This window comes from Pedobacter sp. AC402 (assembly GCF_979252805.1).
Genome location: NZ_CEEDAI010000010.1, coordinates 139,372 through 165,634 on the forward strand (window position 1 = coordinate 139,372; position 26,263 = coordinate 165,634).

Annotated in this window: 13 protein-coding genes; all 13 read left to right on the forward strand. The window is 39.5% G+C overall.

Going from position 1 to position 26,263, the window contains the following annotated elements; translation table 11 throughout:
- Positions 1-113: 113 nt before the first annotated feature.
- The 13 genes from AC0IWE_RS18220 to AC0IWE_RS18280 all read left to right on the forward strand — a co-directional run bounded on the left by AC0IWE_RS18220 (position 114) and on the right by AC0IWE_RS18280 (position 26,252).
- On the forward strand, positions 114-3,365 hold the full coding sequence (locus tag AC0IWE_RS18220) for a SusC/RagA family TonB-linked outer membrane protein (protein WP_471794175.1): 3,252 nt from the start codon (positions 114-116) through the stop codon (positions 3,363-3,365).
- A gap of 12 nt (positions 3,366-3,377) precedes the next feature.
- A complete protein-coding gene (locus tag AC0IWE_RS18225; protein WP_471794176.1) occupies positions 3,378-5,204 on the forward strand; it encodes a RagB/SusD family nutrient uptake outer membrane protein in 1,827 nt (608 codons plus the stop codon).
- Between the two features lie 392 nt (positions 5,205-5,596).
- Entirely contained in the window at positions 5,597-7,252 is a 1,656-nt protein-coding gene (locus AC0IWE_RS18230) for a pectate lyase family protein (protein ID WP_463494638.1), read from the forward strand.
- A gap of 1 nt (position 7,253) precedes the next feature.
- Positions 7,254-8,894, forward strand: coding sequence for a pectate lyase family protein (locus tag AC0IWE_RS18235; protein WP_471794177.1), 1,641 nt, complete (start codon positions 7,254-7,256; stop codon positions 8,892-8,894).
- A gap of 116 nt (positions 8,895-9,010) precedes the next feature.
- The gene (locus AC0IWE_RS18240; RefSeq protein ID WP_471794178.1) at positions 9,011-12,172 is read left to right on the forward strand and encodes a DUF6298 domain-containing protein; all 3,162 of its coding nucleotides are present in this window, start codon (positions 9,011-9,013) and stop codon (positions 12,170-12,172) included.
- 1 nt (position 12,173) lies between these two features.
- Positions 12,174-13,574, forward strand: coding sequence for a glycoside hydrolase family 140 protein (locus AC0IWE_RS18245; RefSeq protein WP_471794179.1), 1,401 nt, complete (start codon positions 12,174-12,176; stop codon positions 13,572-13,574).
- A 354-nt stretch (positions 13,575-13,928) separates the two neighbouring features.
- The gene (locus AC0IWE_RS18250; RefSeq protein ID WP_471794180.1) at positions 13,929-14,861 is read left to right on the forward strand and encodes a glycoside hydrolase family 43 protein; all 933 of its coding nucleotides are present in this window, start codon (positions 13,929-13,931) and stop codon (positions 14,859-14,861) included.
- 105 nt (positions 14,862-14,966) lie between these two features.
- On the forward strand, positions 14,967-16,799 hold the full coding sequence (locus AC0IWE_RS18255; protein ID WP_471794181.1) for a six-hairpin glycosidase: 1,833 nt from the start codon (positions 14,967-14,969) through the stop codon (positions 16,797-16,799).
- A gap of 342 nt (positions 16,800-17,141) precedes the next feature.
- Positions 17,142-18,518 carry a sialate O-acetylesterase gene (locus tag AC0IWE_RS18260; protein ID WP_471794182.1) on the forward strand — a complete coding sequence of 459 codons (1,377 nt, stop codon included), beginning with the start codon at positions 17,142-17,144 and terminating at the stop codon, positions 18,516-18,518.
- Positions 18,518-21,331 (forward strand): glycoside hydrolase family 2 protein, encoded by a 2,814-nt coding sequence (locus tag AC0IWE_RS18265; RefSeq protein WP_471794183.1) that lies wholly within the window; start codon positions 18,518-18,520, stop codon positions 21,329-21,331. The genes AC0IWE_RS18260 and AC0IWE_RS18265 overlap by 1 nt, the downstream gene beginning before the upstream one ends.
- A 141-nt stretch (positions 21,332-21,472) precedes the next feature.
- Complete coding sequence (locus AC0IWE_RS18270; RefSeq protein ID WP_471794184.1) at positions 21,473-24,211, forward strand: alpha-L-rhamnosidase; 2,739 nt, start codon at positions 21,473-21,475, stop codon at positions 24,209-24,211.
- A 120-nt stretch (positions 24,212-24,331) separates the two neighbouring features.
- Positions 24,332-24,997, forward strand: a complete 666-nt coding sequence (locus AC0IWE_RS18275) for a DUF3826 domain-containing protein (RefSeq protein ID WP_471794185.1) — start codon at positions 24,332-24,334, stop codon at positions 24,995-24,997.
- A 115-nt stretch (positions 24,998-25,112) separates the two neighbouring features.
- The gene (locus tag AC0IWE_RS18280) at positions 25,113-26,252 is read left to right on the forward strand and encodes a sialidase family protein (RefSeq protein ID WP_471794186.1); all 1,140 of its coding nucleotides are present in this window, start codon (positions 25,113-25,115) and stop codon (positions 26,250-26,252) included.
- Positions 26,253-26,263: the final 11 nt, after the last annotated feature.

Sequence of the window (26,263 nt, forward strand, 5' to 3'; positions counted from 1 at the left end):
ACAAGTTATTACATCAGTATAATTTTAGCATTTAAAAATGCTGAGAAAAATTGTAGTGTAAAATGGCAGGTTAAATCTGCCGCAAATTGAGTTGAAACTAACCAAATATTAAGATGAAATTAAAATTTTTACGCAAATTTTCATTGTCATTGCTAATTATGATCTTAGCAAGCACTGTAATCTTTGCTCAAGACAGGAAGGTTACCGGTAAAGTGGTAGATCAGGCCGACGGCCAGGGAATCCCTGGAGTAAACGTAAGTTTAAAAGGCGCACCAAGTAATGTAAGTACAAATTCAGATGGGGTTTACACCATTCAGGTAAAATCCAATGCAGATGTACTTGTATTCTCTTACATAGGTTATACCAGGCAAACCATACCTGTTGGTGCACAAAATACCATTAACGTCAAACTCGTTTCAGACAATAAGAATCTAGAGGATGTAGTAGTGGTAGGTTATGGTACCCAGAAAAAAATAACACTAACGGGAGCTGTTTCAACAGTGAACATGAAAGCCATTGAAGATGTGCCAGCCCTATCATTAAGTGCGGCATTGCGTGGAACTGCTCCTGGTTTAACCGTATCAGGAGGTACACAGCGGCCTGGGCAGGGAACTACCATTCAGGTGCGTAACCCAATTGTATATTCTAAAGACAGTCAACAAGGTACAAATCCAATATTTGTAATCGATGATGTAATCAGAACACAAGCAGATTTTGATCTATTGGATCAAAACGTGGTAGAAAGTGTTTCTATCCTAAAAGATGCAGAGGCTGCCATTTATGGTGTTTCTGGTGCCAACGGTGTAGTAATTGTTAGAACCAAAAGAGGGAAATTAGGTGCTCCACGCATTAATTTTAGCAGCTCGGTAGGTTTTTCTGATGCAACACAATTACCCAAAATGATGTCGGGTTTAGAATTAGGGAATTTTGTAAACGATTATTTAAATGCACAGGTTTATCAGCAAACAAGTGCAGGAGTGCTTACCAATAAAATTGTAAATGCCAATGGTTATATTGAAACTGCCGGCGTGCCTGAGCCAACCAGAACCCTTACCCAATGGAATACACCCGATGAATTGGATTATTATTCAAAAAACAACCATAACTGGCTTGCAGATGCATTTAAAACCTCAAATCTCTACCGTCAATCATTAAATATTAGTGGTGGTACCGATAAAGTGACATATTTTGTTGGCGGTGATTATGTTACGCAAAATTCAAACTTTAAAGGGGTAAACTCGAGTAAATATGGTTTACGCGCAAGTATCGATGCTAAATTATCTAAACGTTTAACGGTTTCAGCTTCAGTAAGTGCTGATGTATCCTCTTCAAGAAGTTATTATTATAAATTAAATGGTACTTCAGAGAGTTTAGATAACGATGTGGCAACATTACAGAACATTAATCCCTGGTCTGAATACTTCATTAATGGCAATCCTGTAGTTTTAGGGGCCAGCAATACCGGAGGTTTGGAGAACATCAATTTCTTCCTAATTCAAAACTCAGATAATTTTACAAGTTCAAAATCTTACGTAATGAATATGTTAGGCAAGGTTACTTATGAAATTCCCGGTGTTAAGGGTTTAACGGCAACTGCCACCATCAATAAAAATATTAACAGTTCTAACGGTAAACAATACGGAACAACATTTAATTATTATAAGTATTCTGGCTTAGGGGCTAACAACCACATTCCGGGAGGCACGCTTCAAGGTGTTTTTCCAATCAAAAATGGCGATAGAATCAGGCTGAATCCAATATTTGCAGATAATTATCAGTTAAATGCTGGTTTAAATTATAATCGTTCATTCGGTAAACACAACATTTCAGCATTAGCCCTTTTTGAACAAAGAGAGCTTTCATCAGAAGGCGTTTCAGCTCAAGCCGAAGGCATTGTTGCCGGTGGCTTGCCTTACCAAACCTTTACGGTAGGCACACAAACATCAAATCAATCTGGCCAGGTAAGTGAAACAGGTTTTCAGTCTTTAATTACCCGTTTAAATTATGATTATGACAATAAGTACCTTTTGCAACTGGTTTACCGCAGGGATGGAAGTTCGCGTTTTGCCCCGGGTCATAATTGGGGTGGCTTTCCTGCAGCATCAGCTGGTTGGGTAGTTTCTCAGGAAAAATTCTTTAAGGATAATTTCAAATTTATCGACTTATTTAAACTAAGGGCTTCAGTAGGGTTAACTGGTACTGATGCAACTAAAGCCTATCAATACCTGCCATCATATAATTTAGGTACAGGAAGTAGCGGAGGTGCTGTTTTTAATGAGATAGACAGAAGCATTGCGATTAGGACGAATATTGCTATTCCGAATGAGCTGGTAGTGTGGGACAAATACCTGAAAACCAATTATGGTTTCGATTTGGGTATTCTTAAAAATAAATTAACCATCTCCGGAGAATATTTCTGGACACACGGGTATGGCTTATTGTCTACCTTAACCTCATCTGTGCCTGCACTTATTGGGGCGGCGGTACCAACAGAGAATTTTGCGAAGGCAAACATGTTCGGTTACGAATTTAGCGTTTCTTATCGCGATCAGGTAGGAAAATTCAACTATAGCTTAACTCCTTTTTATACCTGGAGCGATAATCGGAACATAAAGTATGATGTTTCTACAGCACAGTTAGGTACGATAGACGATAATACAGGATACTCAAGTGATAGAGGTTATATTGGTTATAAATCTTTAGGGATCATCCGTACGCAGGCAGAAGCTGATGCAATTATTGCACACAGAATTAACGGATCGGCAGTGCAAAACGATCCTAAAAAGGTTAAAGTACTCAATGATATTTTGCAACCTGGAATGATCAATTATGAAGATGTTAACGGTGATGGTATTATTGATACCAAAGACAGGCAATTTGTTAGCTCCAGACAAAACAACCATAACAATTTGGGGCTAAACTTTAATGTAGGTTATAGTGGCTTAAGTTTAAATGTGGTAATGGGCTTATCATGGGGTGGTAAAACAAGTATCGGCGGCTTAAAACCGAGTGGTACAAGCCCATCGGTATATGGCAACAGGCCAGCCTATTGGGCCGATCATTGGACACCTACCAACCCTAATGCCGCTTATCCAAATCCATACTTTACCAGTATTTACGAAAATACCGATTTTTGGCTGGTATCTGCCACGCAGTTTAACATTACCAATGCCAACCTGGCCTATACAATACCTAGTAAGTTAACAGAAAAGCTTGGTATAGCAAGTATCAGGGTATTTGCACAGGCTACAAATCCTGTTCAGTTTATTAATCCATTTCCAGGTAAATACAGAGATTTCTCAAGCCCGGTGGGTACATACCCAACGCTTAAAACATATTCATTCGGTTTAAATGTTGGCCTTTAAAAATTAATTGTCATGAAAAAGATTTCAATATTAATAGCATCAGCCTGTTTAGCAACACTTACGTTTAGCTGTAAAAAAGTTCTTGAAAAACAAGATTTAGGTAGCTTTACTGCCGATCAGGTTTACAATGATTCTACCACAACAAAATTAAGTATAGATTATATTTATAGTCAAAATCAACCAGCCTGGTTTGGTAATGTAGGTGGTTTAAGCGCATCTGTAAATTCGCTATCTGAAGAACAATATGGCGACAATGTATTTGTTAAAGGCACGGCAACAATCGAATCAGTAACCGATTTGGGCAACACAAATACAGCAGGAAACTATGTGAAAATCAGAACCATAAATATGTTTATCAGGGATGTTAACGCAGGTACTTTAGATCCGGCCGTGAAAAATAGATTTATTGCACAGGCATATTTCTGGAGAGCTTTCAGGTATTTTGAATTGGTAAAGCTTTATGGCGGTGTTCCGATTGTGCTGGTTCCGCTTGATGCAGTTGGTGAAGATGCAAAAAAAGCTGCGTTATTACCACGAAATACAACAACCGAAACATTTGCTCAAATTGCAAAGGATTTAGATTCCTGCATTAAATATATTCCTGCCAGATGGCCAAAAAATGATGATTACGGACGCATAACAAAAGGTGCAGCCCAAGCTTTTAAAGGGCGTGTTCTGCTCACTTTTGCTTCACCGGAATTTAATCCTGGTAATTTAATTTCGAGGTGGCAGGATGCATATACAGCCAATACCCAGGCAATAACCACATTATCTGCCAATGGATTTGGTTTGTATCCTAAATTTGATGTGACCATGTGGACTACTGAAGGCAGTAACGGCGGAAGTACCCCCCGTAACCCTGAAGCAGTTTTAGCAACGCTTTACAATGCGGCAACAACTGATATCGGCCAAAATAATAATACCTATCCAAATGCAACTGTTCCTAAATATATAGGTACCACAGGAGGATCAAATCTTCCAACTTGGGACATGGCACAGGCATTTCCAATGAAAGATGGTAAGGATATAGGTGTATCTACAAAATATCCATATAACCTGGGCACATTTTATAAAGACCGCGATCCGAGATTTGAACAAACAATTGCTTATAACGGCTGTAACTGGCCACTATCTGCTAACCCGAATTACCGTTTGTGGACGTATTATTACAGTAAAAATAACGTATTAACCTCAACAGAAAGCTCTGTTAGTTCAAGTGGTTTATACTTACGAAAAGCCATAGATCCGGCACTTACGCTTGCAACGTTTTTAAATGCAGGTACAGATTGGTTGGAAATCCGCTATGCAGAAGTATTACTGAACCAGGCAGAATGTGCTGCTGAAATTGGCAATATAGGGCAAGGCCAGGAAGCTTACGCCAACATCATAGCGATAAGAAAAAGAGCAGGGATAGAAGCTGGTACAGACGGGCTTTATGGATTAACGGCCGGGCTCAGCGGACCCCAGTTGGTTACAGCCATAATTAAAGAGCGGCAAATAGAACTTGCATTTGAAGGCAAGCGCTTTTGGGATTTAAGACGCCGTAAATTACTGGAAACAGTACTTAATGGTAAAAGAAGAATGGGGGTAACCATTGCATTAAAAAATACCGGCACTAATACCGATTATTTATTAGGCTCGCGTGATGCTGCTGCAAGCATCAATTTGGATGCACTTTACACATCGAACTTTACCGTAACTACTAAACAACTGGATACCTATAACATCGCCTATCAGCCTGGAGTTTACTTCTTTGGTATTCCAACGGTATCTTTAAATAATAATATCAACTTAGTGCAAAACAATACATGGGGTGGAGCTTTCGATCCCTTAAAATAAATGACTAAAACTTTTTGGGGCGGTTTGCTCACCGTCCTGGTTTTTTAAATTTGGTTTGAAAAAGGGAACATTAATTTGTTTCCTTTTTTTTATTCAAGAATGTTACATTTATATATGAATATTATTTCTATCTTGTAACATGGCTGAGAGAATGAATTTAATTTGTTACAGCCATTTTAGCCAATTGATAAGATGATACAATAGCTAGCCAAAATTATACATAAAATAGCCGCTTATTGCGTGCAAATTTGAAAGATAATATACTTTCTAACCAAAATTATTTACAAGGATAGATATAGAAATGAGCCACGATATTCGATATTAAAGATCAGTTTTTCTGCTGAATCAAAAATATTCCGTAACTTCTTTATCTTCCCACGAGCAAACACAAAATGAAAAAGAACTTTTTAAATCTGTTGGCTACAACAGCATTAATCCTCTCGGCAAATTATACCTTTGCACAATATCCGAATATTCCGGCCGACGTTAAAAAATCTTCTGATTCGATGATGAAAGAAGCCTATCATCAATCGGATATAGCATGGGAAAAAGCCAAGCCTATTATTGCAAAAGAAGCAGGGGAAGGCAAACCTTATATTCCATGGGCGGGCCGACCTACAGATTTACCTCAATCTAAATTATTGGCGTTTCCTGGGGCAGAAGGTGGTGGTGCCTACAGTTTTGGTGGCCATGGCGGTAGGGTAATTGTAGTCAAAAATTTAAATGATAAGGGGCCGGGTTCTTTACGCGATGCCTGTGAACAAGGGGGCGCAAGGATTGTAGTTTTCAATGTGGCTGGTATTATCAGGTTAAAAACTCCTTTAATTATCCGTGCCCCATATATTACAATTGCTGGCCAAACAGCACCTGGCGATGGTGTTTGTGTTGCTGGCGAGTCGGTTTGGTTAAATACCCACGATGTTATTGTTCGCTTTATGCGTTTTAGACGAGGCGAAACTTTTGTAGGCCGCCGTGATGATGCCATTGGTGGAAATCCGGTTGGAAATATCATGATCGACCACGTTTCTGCCAGTTGGGGATTGGATGAAAACATGTCGATGTACCGCCACATGTACAATGATAGTACAGGTAAAACTGAGGAGAAATTAGGAACCGTTAACATTACAATCCAAAATTCAATTTTCTCTGAAGCTTTAGATTATTGGAACCATGCATTCGGAAGTACTTTAGGTGGCGAAAATTGTGCCTTTGTACGTAACCTTTGGGCCGATAACGGTGCCCGTAACCCATCAATCGGGTGGAACGGCATTTTTAACTTCGCCAATAACGTAGTTTTTAACTGGAACAACCGCTCAACAGATGGCGGCGATTATACCGCACAATACAATATCATCAACAACTTTTATAAACCTGGTCCGGTTACTGAATTAAAAGACCCGATCAGTTACCGCATTTTAAAGCCAGAATCTGGCCGCAGTAAATTACCTTATGTGGTTTTTGGCAGGGCTTATGTTGCCGGAAATATCATTGATGGCAATGAAAAAGTAACCAAAAACAATTGGGATGGAGGCGTGCAATTGGAGGATAAAAAAGGAAACCTCATGTCGTATGAGGCTGCAAGTAAGTATTTTGCAGCGATGAAAGCAAAAGATCCGTTTCCGATGCCTAAAATCAGCATCATTCCAACCCTACAAGCTAAAGAATATGTATTGGCAAATGCTGGTGCAACCCTGCCAAAAAGAGATCCGGTTGATACCCGTGTAGTTAAGCAGGTTGCTACCGGAAAAATTGAAGTTCATCCTAATGCTAAACCATCTGCTTTTCAATTCGAACACCGCAGGTTACCTGGCGATTCTTATAAACAAGGTATCATTACAGAAGTTTCTCAGGTAGGAGGTTATCCGGAATATAAAGGAGCACCATATAAAGACAGTGATGATGATGGTATGCCTGATGCCTATGAGTTGAAAAACGGATTAAACCCAAAAGATGCAGCTGATGCCGCAAAGATTACTAAAAGCGGCTATTCCAACATCGAAGTATATTTAAATAGTGTTGTTCCTGTTTCCATTGTAAAGCCTAACTAATATGCGTACCAGGAATTCAATTTTTAGCATAATTGCTTTATGCGGGCTAGGAAATGTTGCTTTTGCGCAATATCCGGTTATCCCTGAGGCAATGGAAAAAAAAGCCGATTCGCTATTAAAAAGCATTGAAGAACAATCAGAACTTCAATTTCTGAAAGTGAAACATATTGTTGATGAAGAGGCTAAACATGGTAAACCTTATATCCCATGGGCGGCCAAACCAAGTGATTTGCCACAAGCCAAAACGGTTGCCTTTCCTGGTGCAGAAGGTGGTGGTGCTTATTCTTTTGGCGGTAGAGGCGGGAAAGTTTATGTTGTAACCAGTCTTGATGATTCGGGCAAAGGAACCTTGCGTGAGGCCTGTGAACAAGGTGGAGCGCGAATTATTGTTTTTAATGTTTCTGGTATTATCAGGTTAAAAACACCATTGATTATCCGTGCACCTTACATTACAATCGCTGGCCAGAGCGCACCTGGTGATGGGGTTTGTGTGGCTGGCGAATCTGTTTGGATCAATACCCATGATGTTGTGATCCGTTACATGCGTTTCCGCCGTGGGGCAACTGATGTTACCCGTAGAGATGATGCAATTGGCGGTAATCCCGTGGGGAATATTATTATCGACCACGTTTCTGCGAGCTGGGGATTAGATGAAAATATGTCTATCTATCGCCATGTTTACGACAAAAAAGACGGTTCCAAACCTGAGAAATTACCAACAGTAAATGTTACCATTCAAAATTCAATTTTTTCTGAAGCTTTAGACACATATAACCATGCTTTCGGCAGCACCATTGGCGGTTTAAATTCAACTTTTATGCGTAACCTTTGGGCATCAAATATAAGCCGAAATCCATCTGTTGGTATGTATGGCGATTTTGGTTTCGCAAATAATGTGATCTTTAACTGGTGGAACAGAAGTGCAGATGGTGGCGATAATGCTTCGTTTTACAGTTTCATTAATAATTATTACAAACCCGGACCAATTACTCCTGCAGGCGAGCCGATTTCTTATCGTATCTTAAAGCCAGAGTCTGGAAGAGACAAAAAATTTGCTAATGAATTTGGCAGGGCTTATGTAACCGGAAACATTATCGAAGGGAATGAAAAAGTAACAAAAAACAACTGGGATGGCGGCATTCAGCCAGAAAGTAAGCGTGATAAGCAAAAGTTATTAGATTCGATAAAAGTGGATAAACCATTGCCTATGGCGAAAATTTCAATCATCGATACTAAAAAAGCATACGATTATGTGCTGGCCAATGCCGGTGCATCTTTACCTGTTCGCGATGCGGTAGACCAACGCATTATTAAACAGGTTACAACGGGTAAAATTGAACATGTTGAAGATGGGAAATTGCCTGCTAAACAGAGTTATGTAAAACGTAGGTTACCTGCCGATTCGTATAAAAAAGGAATTATTTCTGATATTGCACAAGTAGGTGGTTACCCGGAATATAATGGAAAACCGTATGTAGATACAGACCATGACGGGATACCAGATGCCTGGGAAACCAAAAACGGACTTAACCCAAAAGATGCCAAAGATGCCACAAAACTGTCGAAATCTGGTTATGCCAATATTGAAGTTTATTTGAATAGCTTGGTCGATATTAATAAGGTGAGGCCAGGTAAAGATTAAAGACTAAAGCTGAAAGCAGAAAGGCTTGGCAGTCTTATAGCATTTTTGCTTTTCTTCTGTCGTGAAATGAATTCAGGGTGACGCGTGTTTGTAGAAAGTTGATTAAAAAAACATCAATGCCAAAAACTAACCATATATTAAAAACCATACAAATAAAAGCCTTACCGATTTTGGTAATGGCTCTTTTGGCGATTAACTTTTCTTATGCACAAAAAATAAAGCCTGCTGAGCCTCCAAAGCCGATTTTTAAAGGAAAAGATGGCAAAATGGCTTACACTCCAGATGCAGAAGGAAACCGGATTCCCGATTTTTCTTATGCAGGTTACATGGCGGGTGAAAAAGCGATTCCCAATGCAACAATAAAGGTAGTTGTTCCTATTGCAAAGGGCGATGCTACTTTAAGAATTCAATCAGCCCTAAATTATGTAGCTAAATTGCCAATCGGTAAAGATGGTTTACGTGGAGCAGTATTACTACAAAAAGGCACTTACGAAGTTGCAGGAATATTGAGGTTGTCAGCATCGGGAGTGGTACTTCGTGGTAGTGGAATGGGCGAAAACGGCACAAAAATTTTTGCAACAGGTTTAGACCGGATTGGCGTAATCAGAATTTTAGGCCAAAAGAATAAGTTGGAAGAAAAAGCTATCGCCATTACTGATCCTTTTGTACCTGTTAATGCAAATAAAGTAACCTTAGCAAGTACCAGCGGATTAAAGGTTGGTGATGAAATTTTGATTCACCGTCCATCAACCAAAGAATGGATCGAAACGCTAAAAACGGTAGAGTTTGGTGGAGGAGAAAGTGCTTTAGGCTGGAAACCAGGAACAAGAGATATCCATTGGGATAGAAAGATTATCGCCATAAACGGCAATACCATTACTTTTGATGCACCTATTACAACGGCTTTAGATGCTAAGTTTGGTGGAGCAACCATTTCTAAATGCAAATGGGAAGGTAGAATTTCACAAACAGGTATCGAAAATCTAAAAATCGAATCAGATTACCATAAGGATAATAGTAAGGATGAATACCATCGCTGGACAGCCATCTGCGTAGAAAATACCCAGGATGCATGGGTTCGTCAGGTTGTTTTTGAGCATTTTGCCGGCTCTGCCGTTAATGTACTCGAAACCGCTAAAAGAATTACAGTTGAAGATTGTAAATCACTTGCCCCAGTTTCAGAAATTGGTGGTGAACGAAGATTTACATTTTTAACCACTGGTCAGCAAACGCTTTTTCAAAGGTTATACTCAGAATATGGTTACCATGATTTTGCTGTAGGCTTTTGTGCCCCTGGTCCTAATGTTTTTGTACAATGCCAGTCTTATTTGCCATTCAGTTTTAGTGGTGCTATTGATAGCTGGGCATCAGGTGTGTTATTTGATATAGTAAATATTGACGGACAGGCCCTAAGTTATTTAAACCGTGGACAAGATGGCCAAGGAGCCGGTTGGAGTGCTGCAAATAGTGTATTCTGGCAATGTAGTGCTGCAAGAGTTGATAATTTTCAACCCCCAACAGCACAAAATTGGGCTTTTGGAACCTGGTCGCAATTTGCCGGGAACGGTTATTGGGATATGTCAAACGAACAGATCCAGCCTCGAAGTTTATATTATGCCCAACTAAAAGATAGATTGGGTAATGAAGCAGAAAAACGAAATTTTGTACTTCCTGTAGAAACAGAAGCATCAAGCAGTCCGCCTGTTGATGTAGCCTTAAAACTGACTAAACTGGCGTATAAACCTGCTTTAACAGTTTCAGAATATATTGATGCCGCAACCGATCGGGATAAAATCATAACCGATGCCGGTTCTGCAAAAAGTATCGATAAAATTGGTCTTGATAAAGTTTTTCAACCCGCACTTGCTGAAGCAATGACGGTTAAAAATGGCTGGTTGGTGCGTGGCAATGAAGTTGTGGTGGGTAATCGCCAGGATGTTCCCTGGTGGAATGGGAGTGCCCGTCCGTATGGATTGAAAAATACTAAATTTCACATTACCCGTTTCGTACCTGGGCGTTCAGGCAATGGCTTAACGGATGATTTGGATTCGATCACAGATGCGATGAAAAATGGCACCGTTAAAGTGCTCGATCACAATTATGGCCTTTGGTACGACAGAAGAAGAGATGATCATGAGCGAATCCGCCGTATGGATGGCGAGGTTTGGGCTCCTTTTTACGAATTGCCTTTTGCCCGTAGCGGTCAGGATAAAGCCTGGGATGGTTTAAGCAAATACGACATTACTAAATACAATTTATGGTATTGGGACAGGTTAAAGCAATTCGCTAACCTTGCCGATCAAAAAGGCCTGGTTTTAATCCACGAAAATTATTTTCAGCACAACATTATCGAAGCCGGAGCACATTATGCCGACTTTCCATGGCGTACCGCAAACAACATCAACAATACGGGTTTTCCTGAGCCTGTGCCATATGCTGGCGATAAACGCATTTTTATGGCCGAGCAATTTTACGACATCAGCAACGAGCATCGTAAAGCAATCCATAAGGCTTACATCAGAAAATGCCTGGAAAATTTTAATGGAAATACTGGTGTAATTCAGTTAATCGGTGCCGAATTTACCGGTCCGCTTCATTTCGTTCAATTCTGGATCGATACCATAAAAGAATGGGAGAAAGAAACAGGCAAACACCCAATTATTGGTTTGAGTGTAACCAAAGATGTGCAGGATGCCATTTTAGCCGATCCTGAACGTGCAAGTGTGATTAATTTAATAGATATCAGGTATTGGCATTATCAGGCCGATGGAACAGCTTATGCACCGCAAGGTGGTTTAAGTTTGGCACCGCGACAACATGCCCGTTTGCTAAAACCTAAGAAAACATCTTTCGAAGAAGTTTACCATGCCGTTTCCGAATATAAAAATAAGTTCCCTGAAAAAGCAGTAATGTATTCGGGAGATAGCTTTGATAGTTTTGGATGGGCGATTTTAATGGCAGGTGGTTCTTTATCAAACGTTAACGATATAAATAAAACAGTTTTAAGTGCTGCTTCCTCAATGAAACCTTTTCTCCCTGCAGGTAAATCAGCTAAACAATATGGGCTGGAAAATGCAGGTAAAGCTTATATTTTATATAATGCCTCATCAAATGCAATAGACCTCGATTTAAGTAAAAATACAGGTAAATTCAATGTAAAAGTGCTTAATACCAGAAATGGTAAAGTGCTAAAAGAAGAGAAAATTAACGGTGGTACAATTGTAAAACTGAATAAAGTGGCAGCAGGCGACGAGGTACTCATCATCAATAAAATTTAACATGAACATTAAATCTATACTATATCTACTTGCTTTAGTTTCTTGCCTTGCTTTTGGCTGTAAAAAGAAATCTCATTTTGGGGATAAAAGCCTTTTGGTATCAGAAAACGGAAGATATTTAACCACAGGGGATGGCAAACCCTTCTTTTGGCTTGGCGATACAGGTTGGTTACTGTTCGGGCGTTTAACCCGCGAAGAAGCAAATACCTATCTCGAAGACCGTAAACAAAAGGGCTTTAATGTTATTCAGGTGATGTTATTACATGATGTACCTTCGAAAAATGTATATGGAGATTCGTCAGTTGTTCATGCTGATGTTTCCAAACCAATGCTCACACCTGGCAACAATCCTAAAGATTCATTGGCTTACGATTATTGGGACCATGTAGATTATATCGTAGATCTGGCCGCAGAAAAAGGTCTTTATATGGCTTTAGTTCCGGTTTGGGGAACCAATGTAAAGGCCAAAAAAGTAAATGAAAAACAGGCAAAAGCCTATTCAGAGTTTTTAGCCAAACGTTATAAAGAAAAATGGAATATTATCTGGTTAAATGGTGGCGACATTAAAGGGAGTGAAGGTGCGGCTGTTTGGAACACCATCGGCGAAACCTTAAGAGCAAATGATCCGAATCATTTAATTACATTTCATCCAAGAGGCCGTACCGCTTCATCACAGTGGTTTCAAAATGCAAAATGGTGCGATTTCGATATGGTACAGTCAGGCCACCGCCGTTACGACCAAGACACTTCTAAAAATGAGCAACTGCATTATGGAGAGGATAACTGGAAATACATCGAAGCCGATTATAAATTAAAACCAACCAAACCAACTATTGATGGGGAGCCTTCATATGAGGATATTCCACAAGGTTTACATGATACACTGCAACCGCGCTGGACAGATAGCGATGTTAGAAGATACGGTTATTGGTCGGTTTTTGCAGGTGCATTTGGTTATACTTATGGTCACAATTCGGTAATGCAGATGTATAAAAAGACAGATTTAAAACCTGCTTATGGCCCTAAAGATCAATGGATAACGGCAATTAATGCCCCAGGTGCAAAACAGATGCAATACCTGAAAAATTTAATGCTTTCGCACTCTTATTTCGACCGTGTACCAGACCGAACTTTAGTTGCTGGTAAAAATGGAGAAAAGTACGAGCGCGTTCTTGCTACAAGAGGCGAAGAGTTTGCAATGTTATACACCTATACTGGTAAAAATTTCAGTGTACAAATGGGTAAAATTGATGGTGACGAAGTAAAAGCTTCATGGTTTGATCCAAGAACAGGAAAAACTACGCCGATTGGAGAGTTTGAAAATAAAGGCATTAAGGAGTTCAATCCCCCAGGTGAACCTGGAAATGGAAATGACTGGGTGTTGGTTTTGGAAGAGATATAGTAGAAGCGTTTAGCGATAGGCGTATGGCGTTAAGCCGGGTCAATATCGTCATTGCGAGAAGGAACGACGAAGCAATCTCATTAGAAAGCTCGTCATTTCGATCCGATAGTTATTGGATGAAGCGCAGCGAAATAACGCATACTAGGGCGATCGTCATTCCCAACTTGATTGGGAATCGTAATGCTTTGGCTATTGGGGTATTTAGTTTCCCGCCTGCGCGGGAATGACGACCATCAATAAATAAATAATGTCTCCCTGAGCGTAGGCGAAGGGCCATCCTTAACCAAATTATAATAAAGGGTCTTCGACTACGCTCAGACTGACAATTGAAAAAAGAAAATAACAATAAAAACAGTGTTTAAACCCAATTCCATATCATCATTTCGCTTAGCTATAATTGGCCTGCTATTGTGCGGATTAAGTTCCTGTTCAAAACAGGCTTACTTATTTACCTCTTTCCGCGAGCCGGCAAACGAAGGGTTAAGGCTTTTATACAGCTATGATGCTTACCATTGGACAGATTTAAATAAAACCTTTTTGAAACCAGCAGTAGGTACGCAAAAAGTACTCCGCGATCCGTCAATTGCTCAAGGGCCAGACGGCACTTTCCATTTAGTATGGACTTGCAGTTGGAAGGGTGACAAAGGTTTTGGTTATGCCAGTTCAAAAGATCTGATCAATTGGAGCGAACAAAAATTCCTTCCGGTAATGGAAAGCGAAACAAAGACAGTTAATGTTTGGGCACCAGAGATTTTTTATGATAACGAGAAAAAGGAATATATAATCATTTGGGCTTCAACTATACCATTCCGTTTTACTAAAGGAATAGAAGAGGAAGAGAACAACCATCGGATGTACAGCATTACCACAAAAGATTTTGTTGCCTTCTCTAAACCTAAACTATTTCTTGATCCTGGTTTTAGTGTAATTGATGCGGTAATTGTAAAACGCGCTCCTAAAGATTATGTATTGGTACTAAAAGACAATACCCGACCGAACAGGAATTTAAAAGTTGCTTTTGCAAAAGATGCACTTGGGCCTTACGAAAACGTTTCTGAAACTTTTAGTCCGAAATTAACAGAAGGACCAACGGTGGTAAAAGTAAAAAATGATTGGCTTATTTATTTCGATGCTTATGGGCAAAAGATTTATTCAGCTTATAAAACTTCCGATTTTAAGACATTTAAAGATGTAACAGCATCAATTTCAATCCCCGAAGGGCATAAACACGGAACGATTATAAAAGTGAAAAGAAAAGTGATAAAGAGATTGAGAAATAATAAATGAGTTTTAATACGGTCGTCATGCTGAATTTAGTTCAGCATTTAATGGGAAAGCTAAAAAGGCTCTGAAATAAATCCAGAGTGACGCACCAAAGAAAGCAACATAAACATGAAAATATTTAAAATACTTTGTTTAAGCTTACCATTTGCATTTGCGATAACCACTTCGCATGCGCAAGATACGGTGCGCTATACAGGTAAAACCCTGGTTAATGCAGATTACCATCATGGTCAGCTTTCGCCGGTAATGGGTGTGCATAATATCCAAACTTTCCGTGCGAACAGAGAACACCCTGAACTGGCCGAAAACTTCGGTTGGACTTACAACCATGCCCCCATGCTGGCCTATTGGAACAATAAATTTTACATCGAATACCTGAGTGATAAAGTTGGCGAAAGTATCCCACCAGGTCAAACATTATTACAGTCTTCAAAAGATGGCTACACCTGGAGCAAGCCAGATGTTATTTTTCCGGTTTACCGAATTCCGGATGGTACAACAAAAGCGGGTAGAACCGATGTAGCTAAAGGCTTAGATGCCGTGATGCATCAACGCATGGGCTTTTATGTTTCAAAGAAAAATGTTTTCCTGGTTTTGGGTTTCTATGCGATCAGTTTTGATGCTAAAGACGATCCTAACGATGGCCAGGGAATTGGCAGGGCCGTAAGAGAAATTCAGCCAGACGGCAAATATGGCCCTATTTATTTTATTCACTACAACCCCGGCTACTTCGAGAAAAATACAAAATACCTATTATACACCAAAAGTAAAAGTAAAGCTTTTATTGAAGCTTGTAATGAGCTGTTAGCCAATAAACTAATGACACAGCAATGGAATGAGGAAGCCAATAGAAAAGATCCGCTAATTACCTTACAAAAGCAATATAAGGCCTTCAGTTACTATCATTTACCTGATGGCAGAGTAGTAGGTTTATGGAAAAATGCCTTAACTGCAATTAGCAATGATAACGGTACGAGCTGGCCGGAAAATGCTTCCAGGGCACCCGGTTTCGTGAATAGTAATGCCAAAATATGGGGACAAAAAACTTCTGATGGCAACTACGTAACGGTTTATAATCCATCTGAGTACCGGTGGCCGCTAGCCATATCAACAAGTAAAAACGGACTCGATTATACCAACCTTCTACTCGTACACGGTGAAATTACGCCAATGCGTTATGGAGGCAATTATAAATCGTACGGGCCACAATATGTACGTGGAATTATCGAAGGTAATGGCAAACCTGCTGATGGTAAATTATGGGTAACCTACAGCATGAACAAAGAAGATATTTGGGTTTCTTCTGTGCCGGTACCCCTTAATAATAAAGCAACACAACATGTAAACGATGATTTCAGTAAGATGCCAGCTGATAAAGCACTCGAAACATGGAATGTCTACAGTCCACTTTGGGCCCCTGTTAAGGTTGAAAACGGCGTTTTAGTATTGAAAGACAAAGATCCTTTTGATTATGCCAAAGTTGAAAGGTTGTTTCCAGCAGCAAAAAAAATAATCGCCTCATTTTCTGTTACGCCGAAGCAAAATGACTTCGGTTTATTGGAAATCGAGTTGCAGGATGCTAAAGGAACAGCTACTGTGCGCCTTACTTTTGATACCGCAGGAACTTTAAGCGCAAAGGCAGGAGCACGGTATAAAAATTTCATGAAATACGAGGCAGGTAAAAGTTACGACATCAAATTAAAATTAGATGCCTTTACGCGTTTTTACACTATCACTGTAAACGGCAAAGATGTATTAACCAGCCTGGCTTTTCAACCTGTTGCTGATGTTTCCAGAATTGTTTTCCGCACCGGCGACGTTCGTCGTTTTCCTGATGTAGATACACCTGCGGATCAAACCTATGATTTGAAAAATGCCGGGGAAGCAGAGAAGAAGGAAGCCGTTTATTCGATTAAGTATTTAAAAACGGAGGGATTTTAGATGAGAAAGTTTGGAGTTTTGGGTTTGGAGTTTGGACTTTTTCCCTCATTGCGTGTTAAAGCGTTCGGCATTCCGGCCACATCATCGTCAGTACGAGGGGGCAAGGCGAGGAAATCTTTTCTAAGCGTCATTTTGACCGTAGTGGAGAAATCTTTGAACCCAGCGGAAATGATTTCTCGGTTTCGCTGCGTTCCATCTGATAGCTATCGGATCGAAATGACGGGAGAGAATCCGGGATTACGAGGAATAAATCAATCTTTTCAAAAAGCGAGAGAGATTGCTTCGTCGTTCCTTCTCGCAATGACGGCAATAACAATATTACTTTCTCTTCTCTCTTTAACCGTGAATGCAAAAATCCTTTTGCCTCAAATTTTATCGAGCAATATGGTTTTACAGCGCCAAAAACCAATCAATATCTGGGGTTTTGCTTCACCTGATGAAAAAGTAGCAGTAGTTTTTGCAGGTCAGAAAAAAGAAACAGTTGCCGATAAAAATGGAAACTGGTTGGTGGTTTTAGCACCATTAAAAACAGCTACAAAACCCCAAACCATGATCATCAGTGGCTCAAATAAAATTGAGCTTACCAATATTCTGGTAGGCGAGGTTTGGGTATGTTCTGGTCAATCCAATATGGAATATGCCATGCGCAAACTGGCCAAAATCCCAAAACCTAAAAATGAAAAATTAGGTTTCCCGTTTGATGAAGTTGCAAAGGCAAAAAATGATCAGATCAGAATTTTCCTGGTTAACCGAAAAACTTTAATCAAACCTGATTCGCTTCATAAAAGCTGGGCAATGGCGCAAGATTCAGCATTACGTGCTTTTTCAGCCGTTGGTTATTTCTTCGCCAAAGAAGTTCAGGAAAAATTAGGAATTCCAGTGGGCATGATTTCTTCGGCCATTCCGGGAAGTGCAATTGAACCGTGGATTTCAGAAAATGCATTTGCACTGGAGGATTATTTCAAAAATCAAAAAATAGGTAACGATCCGGGTAAGTTTTATTCAACGATGATCGAACCTTTAACACAATTTAAAATCCGTGGTTTTTTGTGGTATCAGGGCGAAACCAATTGCTTTTTAAATGAAAAGATCAATTACGCCTATAAAATGAAGGTATTGATTAATAGCTGGCGAAAAGCCTGGAAAGAAAAGACTATGCCTTTTTATTTTGTCCAGATTGCACCTTTTAACTATTCCAATACCAAAGGAAAAGTACCTGTTGATGAAAATACCGAACCTGGATTTTGGGAAGCGCAAACACAATTGTTGCGTTTACCGAACACTGGAATGGTTTCTACAAACGATTTAACCGACTCCAATGAAGATTTACACCCAACATATAAATGGGAGGTAGGCAGAAGATTGGCACTTTGGGCTTTGGCCGAAACCTATAATCAAAAAAATGATTTCTCAGGGCCTGTTTATCAATCAGTATCGTTTAAAAATGGGAAAGCCGAATTGAATTTCGATTATTTAAAATCAGCTTCATCCGGTCCTATTACCGGTTTTACCATCGCAGGAAATGACGGAAAATTTGTAAATGCTGATGCTGTGATAAAAGATGGAAAAGTTGTTGTTTCTTCAAAAGAAGTTAAGACACCTGTAGCCGTGCGTTATAACTGGACGGAAAACCCAACAGGAAACTTTTATAGCAATGGTTTACCTGCTTTGCCTTTCCGAACCGATAATCCATTAACTAAAACTTTTAAAACCAATTAATGAAACGCAGATTTATACTTTTCTTGTGTTTAACAACCATATTCTGCTCGCTAAAAGCACAGCAAACGGAGAAATTATACCTATCGGGAACAGGGAACGACAATACCGTGAACTGGGATTTTTTCTGTACCGCTGGCGCCAACTCAGGCAAATGGACCACTATACCAGTTCCTTCAAACTGGGAACTGCAGGGTTTCGGAAAATATAATTATGGTTTCAACAAAGAAGACAATAAGGGAAAGGAAGAAGGGCTTTATAAGTATAAATTTAAAGTTCCAACTGCCTGGAAAAATAAGGAAATCAATATCGTTTTTGAAGGCTCAATGACCGATACCGAAGTCAAAATTAACGGTCAGTTGGCCGGTGAGATTCACCAAGGTTCATTTTATGTTTTTAAATACGATATTTCCAAACTGATTAAATTTAGCGACGATAATTTACTTGAAGTAAAAGTATCCAAGCATTCTGCTAATGAATCGGTTAACAATGCCGAACGCAAGGCTGATTTCTGGATTTTTGGCGGCATTTTCAGACCTGTATATCTCGAATCACTGCCGCAAACCCATATCAATCGGATTCAGATCGATGCCAAAGCTGATGGCAGTTTAAATGCGCAAATCAATTATACTGGTGATGCAGATAAAATCGAAGTGGAGCTTTTAGGAAAAAATGGGAAAAGATTTGGTGATCGGTTTACAACTTCAATAAATAAAGGAAATAAAAACATAAAACTCAATCATCAGTTTTCCAATCCGGCTTTATGGTCGTCAGAATTTCCGAATTTGTATACGGCAAGCTTAACATTAATTAAAAATGGGAAAGAGATCCATCAGATTTCCAAAAAAATTGGTTTTAGAACAGTTGAAGTAAAAGAACGTGATGGCGTATATGTTAACGGAGTAAAAATGAAGTTTAAAGGTGTAAACCGGCATTCATTTTATCCATCATCGGGCAGAACTACCAGTAAAAAAATCAGCATCGCCGATGTTTTGTTGATGAAAGAAATGAATATGAATGCCGTCCGGATGTCTCACTACCCACCAGATGGCCATTTTTTAGACGTTTGCGATTCGCTTGGCTTATTTGTTATGGACGAACTGGCAGGCTGGCACGGCACTTATGATACGCAAACCGGAACGAAGTTGATGAAAGAAATGATGTTGAATGATGAAAATCATCCATCGATTATTTTTTGGGCCAATGGCAACGAAGGGGGGCATAACCGCGAACTCGATCATCTTTTTGGCGAGGAAGATCTTCAAAAAAGACCTTTAATTCACCCTTGGGAAGTTTTTAACGGATTTGAAACCACACACTACCGTGAATTTAATTACGGAATTGGCAACTACGATCATGGGCACAATATTTTAATGCCTACCGAGTTTCTGCATGGTATGTGGGATGGCGGTCATGGTGCAGGCATTGAAGATTACTGGAATGCCATGTGGAACAATCCACTTTCGGCTGGTGGTTTCCTTTGGGATTTTGCCGACCAGGCTGTGGTGCGTACCGATAAAAATGGCGAATTGGATACCGATGGAAATCATGGCCCAGATGGAATTGTTGGGCCTTACCATGAAAAAGAAGGCAGTTTTTTCACCATTAAGGAAGTTTGGAGTCCGGTTTTTATAGCAAAAAGAGAAATGACAATTGGCTTTGATGGCTCGTTTACCTTAGAAAACCGCTATGCTTTTACCAACCTCAATCAATGTACTTTTAACTGGAAATTGAAGAAATTAAAAGCTGGAACAGATGCTGCATTTAAGTCTGGCAAAGCAGATGCACCAAACATTAAACCCTTCGAAAAAGGAAAATTACAGATTAATCTTCCAGCAGATTGGAGAAGTTTTGATGCACTTTATCTTAGCGCAAATGGACCGGATGGTAAAGAATTATTCACCTGGAGTTTCCCCATCGCTTTACCTACAGATGATGCTGGGAAAATTATCGTAAAAACAGGTTCTTCAAAAATAAATCTGAAAGAAGACGCTAAATTATACCTTGTTTCTGCCAATGGTATTGATTTAACGTTCGACAAAACAACTGGTTTGTTGCAACAGGCCAGGAATGCTAAAGGGATAATTCCTTTTGCTAATGGTCCTATTTTGCAGGAGGGTGTAAATAACTTTAAAGGTTTTACTCAAAAAATGGATGGCGAGAATTTAGTGATTTCATCTAAATTTGATAAAAAGGAAAGCTGGAATACCCTACAATGGACGATTTACCCATCTGGATGGTTAAAAATGGAAGTAAAATATTTTCCATCAGATTACTTTACGACTTTTGTTGGTGTTAACTTTTCTTATCCAGAAACAGAGATTAAAGCCGTTGAATACAAAGGTAATGGGCCATACCGCGTTTGGAAAAACAGGATGAAGGGAACGGAGTTTGGCATTTGGAAAAAGGATTATAACAATTCGGCAACAGGAGAAGCACCATGGCAATATCCAGAATTTAAAGGCTATTATTCAAATATGTACTGGTGCGAATTTATTGGCAAGCAACAATCATTCAAAGTTGTAACGGATCGGGAAGATGTTTTTTTAAGGTTATTTACACCAAAAAAATCAAAGGATACAGAATACGATAATATGAGTCCGACATTTCCGAATGGTGATATTTCCTTTATGAATGCCATTTCGGCAATTGGTACAAAAACCCAAAAACCAGAAACAACAGGGCCAATGGGAATGAAGAATATTTATTACGATTTTGATAAAGATCCAAGTAGGGCATTGAATATGACCTTGTATTTTGATTTTTCGCTCCATAGTTCGTCATTGCGAGGAGTAACGACGAAGCAATCTCAATAAAGCAATAATGGAGCACAATAACATTAGCAAAAAAGATTGCTTCAGCTCGCACAGGCGCAGCTTCGAAATGACGAATTTTTTTAAAAAACAATAATACAATTAGTATAATCAATAAATCTGTGCAATCAACCGCGAAGCGTAATGAACATTAAACTCCACCTAGCGATCATCAGCATTTGCCTCCTATCCTTTACAAAAGTGATGGCGCAAATCTCGTTGCAGCACACCACCTGCGAGATGCTCGAAAATCCGTTGGGCATTGATGTTGTAAAACCCCGCTTTGCATGGCATATCATTTCTAATGAGCGTAATGTAATGCAAACCGCTTATCAAATTTTAGTTGCATCATCGGCAGAAAAATTAAAGGCGAATGAAGGAGATTTATGGGACTCAGGAAAGGTTAACGAACCAGAATCTATCCATGTAAGCTACAACGGTATGGCGTTAACTAGCCGTATGAAAGCCTACTGGAAGGTTAAAGTATGGACAACTGCTGGTCAAAGTGAATGGTCGGCTAACAACGCTTTCTCTATGGGTTTGCTTTATTATAAAGATTGGCCAAAGGGTTGGATTGGTTTCGACAGGGCTTTCCCATGGGATAACATTAAAACGGATTCACGTTTATCAGCACGATATTTCAGAAAGGAGTTTCAGTCTATAAAACAAATCAAATCTGCCACCGCATCTATCATTGGCTTAGGTTTATACCAACTATATATTAATGGTAAAAAAGTGGGGGATGATGTTTTATCGCCGTCGCCTACTGATTATACTAAAAACGTAAAGTACAATACCTATGATGTAACCAGTTACATTCAAAATGGTAAAAATGCAGTCGGAGCCATACTCGGAAATGGCCGTTTCTTCGCAATGCGCCAAAATGAAAAACCGTATAAAATTAAAACGTTTGGTTTTCCGAAAATGCTCATGAACATCAACATTGTTTACACCGACGGAACAACGGCAAATATTGATACCGACGATAGCTGGAAGGGCACAACAGATGGACCGATCAGAACCAATAACGAATACGATGGCGAAGAATACGATGCTACAAAAGAAGCTTCAGGCTGGAATAAGGTAGGTTTTGATGATAGTAAATGGGCAAAGGCAGAATTTGTACAAGAACCAATGGGAACAATTGAGGCCCAGATGAATGAAAATATGAAGGTGATGAATACCATTAAACCGGTTTCAATCACTAAAATTTCGGGTAGCCGGTATATTTTGGATATGGGTCAGAATATGGTGGGCTGGCTGCAAATCAAGGTAAAAGGTATTAAAGGCAACCAGATTAAAATGCGGTTTGCTGAATCATTACAAGATAATGGCGAACTGTTTACCGCTAATCTTCGCAATGCAAAATGTACCGATTTATACACCTTAAAAGGTGGGGAATTAGAAACATGGGAACCTACTTTTGCTTACCGCGGATTTAGATATATAGAACTTACAGGCTATACCTACCAGCCATCACTAAGCGATTTTGTTGGCAAAATGATTTACGATAACATAAAAACGGTCGGAACGTTCGAAACTTCGGATGCTTTGACCAATCAGATTGTAAAAAATGCCTGGTGGGGAATTGCTGGCAGCTATAAAGGGATTCCGGTTGATTGTCCGCAACGCAACGAGCGCATGCCTTGGTTGGGCGATAGAGGCGCAGTGGCTTATGGTGAAAGTTTTCTTTTTGATAACGGTAGATTTTACGCCAAATGGTTGCAGGATATTAGAAATTCACAAAAAGAAGATGGTGCCATTCCGGATGTTGCACCAGCCTTTTGGCGCTACTACAGCGATAACATGACCTGGCCCGGAGCAATGCTTTTAGTTACCGAAATGTTATATAAGCAAACTGGTGATGTATCTGCCGTAAAGGACAACTATCCGGCAATGAAAAAATGGCTTGCTTACATGCAAAACCGTTACATGAAAGATTATATTTTGACCAAAGATAGTTATGGCGATTGGTGCATGCCGCCCATTACCATCGAATTTGGCCGTGGTAAAAGTGCAGATAAAAAGTATCCGTCAGAATTGATTTCGACAGCATATTATTATCATTTCACCCAATTGATGATGCAATTTGCCAAGGTAAGCGGCAACAATGAAGAAATAAAGGCATATGAGCTTTTGGGAAATAAAATCAAAGACGCTTTTAATCAAAAATATTATAACAACAAAGGCTACTATGCCTCAAATGCACTAACCGATAACATCATTCCGCTTTACTTCGGGATGGTTCCTCAAAACAATGTAGATAAAGTTTTTAAGAGCATTACTTACACGGTAGAGGTTACAAATAAGGGGCATTTGAGCAATGGTTTAGTGGGGATTCAGTGGTTAATGCGCTGTTTAAACGATTATGGCCGACCAGATTTGGCTTATACCGTGGCCACACAAAAAACTTATCCGAGTTGGGGCTACATGGTAGATAACGGCGCAACCACCATTTGGGAATTGTGGAATGGGAATACAGCCGATCCAAAAATGAATTCACAAAACCATGTAATGATGCTCGGTGACTTACTGATCTGGTATTATGAAAATCTGGCTGGAATAAAATCCGAAAGTGCAGCTTTCAAAAAGATAATCATGAAACCGGAAATAATTAATGGCTTAAACGCTGTAAATGCAAGTTACAATTCGGTTTATGGACTAATTAAAAGCAATTATAATACAACAGCAAAGCAATTTAACTGGAATATCACCATTCCGGCAAATACAACTGCAATGATTTATATTCCTGCAAATAATAAAAATGAGGTTTCAGAAAAATCGAAATCAATAAAAGATTTAAAATTTATAAAAATGGAGAATAACAGGGCCGTTTATGAGCTCGGCTCTGGAGATTATTCATTTGTGGTAGAGCGGAAATAAAAATGAAATAAGTCGTCATTGCGAGGAGGAACGACGAAGCAATCTATCCTGCCAAGAAAGATTGCTTCGGTTGATGAAAAATCAAGTCTCGCAATGACGATTAAAAAAGAAAACACAATTATGAGAAAGTTTTTTAAACCATTTATACTGATAACCTTACTGCTAACCACAGTAAACGCGTTCAGTCAAACGAAGGACATTGTGGTGCCTGAAGAAATTGTAGCCAAAGCCAAAGAATGGACCTCAGCATTAAATTTAACTGATGCAGCTAAAAAATCAGCAGTAGAAAATGCAATTGCAGTTCACTTAACAACAATTAGGGATTGGCATAACGATCATCCATCATCTACAGTTCCTGATGGAATAAATCCGGTTACTGGCAATAAATTAAGCGATTTAGACAAACAGATTATTGCCGATTCTGCAATACCTTCTACCGTTCACCAGGTTTTAATGGATGGGTTGAGAAAAAACTTAACACCAGAGCAGGTAGAAACCATATTGGATAAATACACTATTGGTAAAGTAGAATTCACCATGAAAGGTTATAAAGCCATTGTTCCGGATTTAACTGCTGATGAGGAAGCCAAGATTTTGGCTTACTTAAAACAAGCCCGCGAGCAAGCTGTGGATTATAAAAACATGAAGCAGGTTTCAGCCATTTTCGAAATTTACAAAACAAAATCGGAGCAAATGCTAAATAATAATGGTCGAAGCTGGAGAGCACTTTATAGTGCCTATACAAAAAAGATAAAAGAAGAGAAAGCGGCAAAAGCAAAACAATAACGAGAATTTGCTTCACCTCATCGTCATTGCGAGGCACGAAGCAATCTTACTACGGTAGCTATAGCATTAGGATTGCTTCGTGCCTCGCAATGATGACCTTTTTTAATAAATAAATATGATGTTAAAAAGAAAAATACAAATTACACTGGTCTTTATATTTGCTGCCTTAATCAGCGCCAATGCCCAGGTAGAAAAATGGCAAACCGGAATCGTAAAACAAGAATTTCTTTACGACAAAGCTCCGTTTCCTTCATGCCATTCAGCTACAATAACAGAAACGCCGACAGGTTTGGTAGCTTCATTTTTTGGCGGCACAAAAGAGCGGAATCCCGATGTAGAAATCTACATCAGCCGCTTTGTTGATGGTAAATGGTTGGCTCCGTTTTCGGTTGCAAATGGTATTCAGCCTGATGGTACAAGATTACCAACGTGGAATCCTGTTCTTTATCAGGTTCCCGGCGGAGATTTGTTGTTATTTTATAAAATCGGACCAAAACCATCTGAATGGTGGGGGATGATGAAAACTTCGAAAGATGATGGTAAAACCTGGTCGGATGCTACAAAGCTACCTGATGGTTATATTGGACCTGTAAAAAACAAACCGGTTTTATTGAGCAACGGAAATCTCTTTGCACCATCAAGCAAAGAGGGCGATGGTTGGAAAATCCATTTTGAAGTAACAAAAGACAATGGTAAAACCTGGAGGAAGGTTGGCCCGCTTCCTGAAAACGGCATAAAAGCCATTCAACCAAGTATTTTACAATACGGAAACGGAAAGTTGCAGATTTTGGCCAGAACCGCCAACCGTGCAATTGTAGAGGCATGGTCTAACGATAATGGTGAAACCTGGTCGGCATTAACCAAAACCACATTACCCAACAATAACTCTGGCACAGATGCAGTAACCATGAAAGATGGGCGGCAGGTATTGGTGTACAACCATGTTTTACCTCCGGGCGATTTAGCTAAAGGACCTAGAACACCATTAAATGTATCGGTTTCTAAAGATGGCAAAGAATGGTCTGCTGCATTGATTTTGGAAGATTCACCCATTAGCCAGTATTCTTATCCGGCTGTAATTCAAACCAGCGACGGCATGTTACATTTTATTTATACCTGGAGAAGGGAAAAAATTAAACATGTAGTGGTAGATCCTTCAAAGTTAAAACTGAAGAAAATTAAAAATGGTGTTTGGCCGAAACTGAAAGGATATACGGCACCCGTAATTACTGAAACTAAAAATGAGGAAGGTTAAGATGATAAATT

Coding starts and splice junctions, on each gene's coding strand:
- AC0IWE_RS18220 (WP_471794175.1), top strand. CDS start 114: ATGAAATTAAAATTTTTACGCAAATTTTCATTGTCATTGCTAATTATG.
- AC0IWE_RS18225 (WP_471794176.1), top strand. CDS start 3,378: ATGAAAAAGATTTCAATATTAATAGCATCAGCCTGTTTAGCAACACTT.
- AC0IWE_RS18230 (WP_463494638.1), top strand. CDS start 5,597: ATGAAAAAGAACTTTTTAAATCTGTTGGCTACAACAGCATTAATCCTC.
- AC0IWE_RS18235 (WP_471794177.1), top strand. CDS start 7,254: ATGCGTACCAGGAATTCAATTTTTAGCATAATTGCTTTATGCGGGCTA.
- AC0IWE_RS18240 (WP_471794178.1), top strand. CDS start 9,011: ATGCCAAAAACTAACCATATATTAAAAACCATACAAATAAAAGCCTTA.
- AC0IWE_RS18245 (WP_471794179.1), top strand. CDS start 12,174: ATGAACATTAAATCTATACTATATCTACTTGCTTTAGTTTCTTGCCTT.
- AC0IWE_RS18255 (WP_471794181.1), top strand. CDS start 14,967: ATGAAAATATTTAAAATACTTTGTTTAAGCTTACCATTTGCATTTGCG.
- AC0IWE_RS18265 (WP_471794183.1), top strand. CDS start 18,518: ATGAAACGCAGATTTATACTTTTCTTGTGTTTAACAACCATATTCTGC.
- AC0IWE_RS18270 (WP_471794184.1), top strand. CDS start 21,473: ATGAACATTAAACTCCACCTAGCGATCATCAGCATTTGCCTCCTATCC.
- AC0IWE_RS18275 (WP_471794185.1), top strand. CDS start 24,332: ATGAGAAAGTTTTTTAAACCATTTATACTGATAACCTTACTGCTAACC.
- AC0IWE_RS18280 (WP_471794186.1), top strand. CDS start 25,113: ATGATGTTAAAAAGAAAAATACAAATTACACTGGTCTTTATATTTGCT.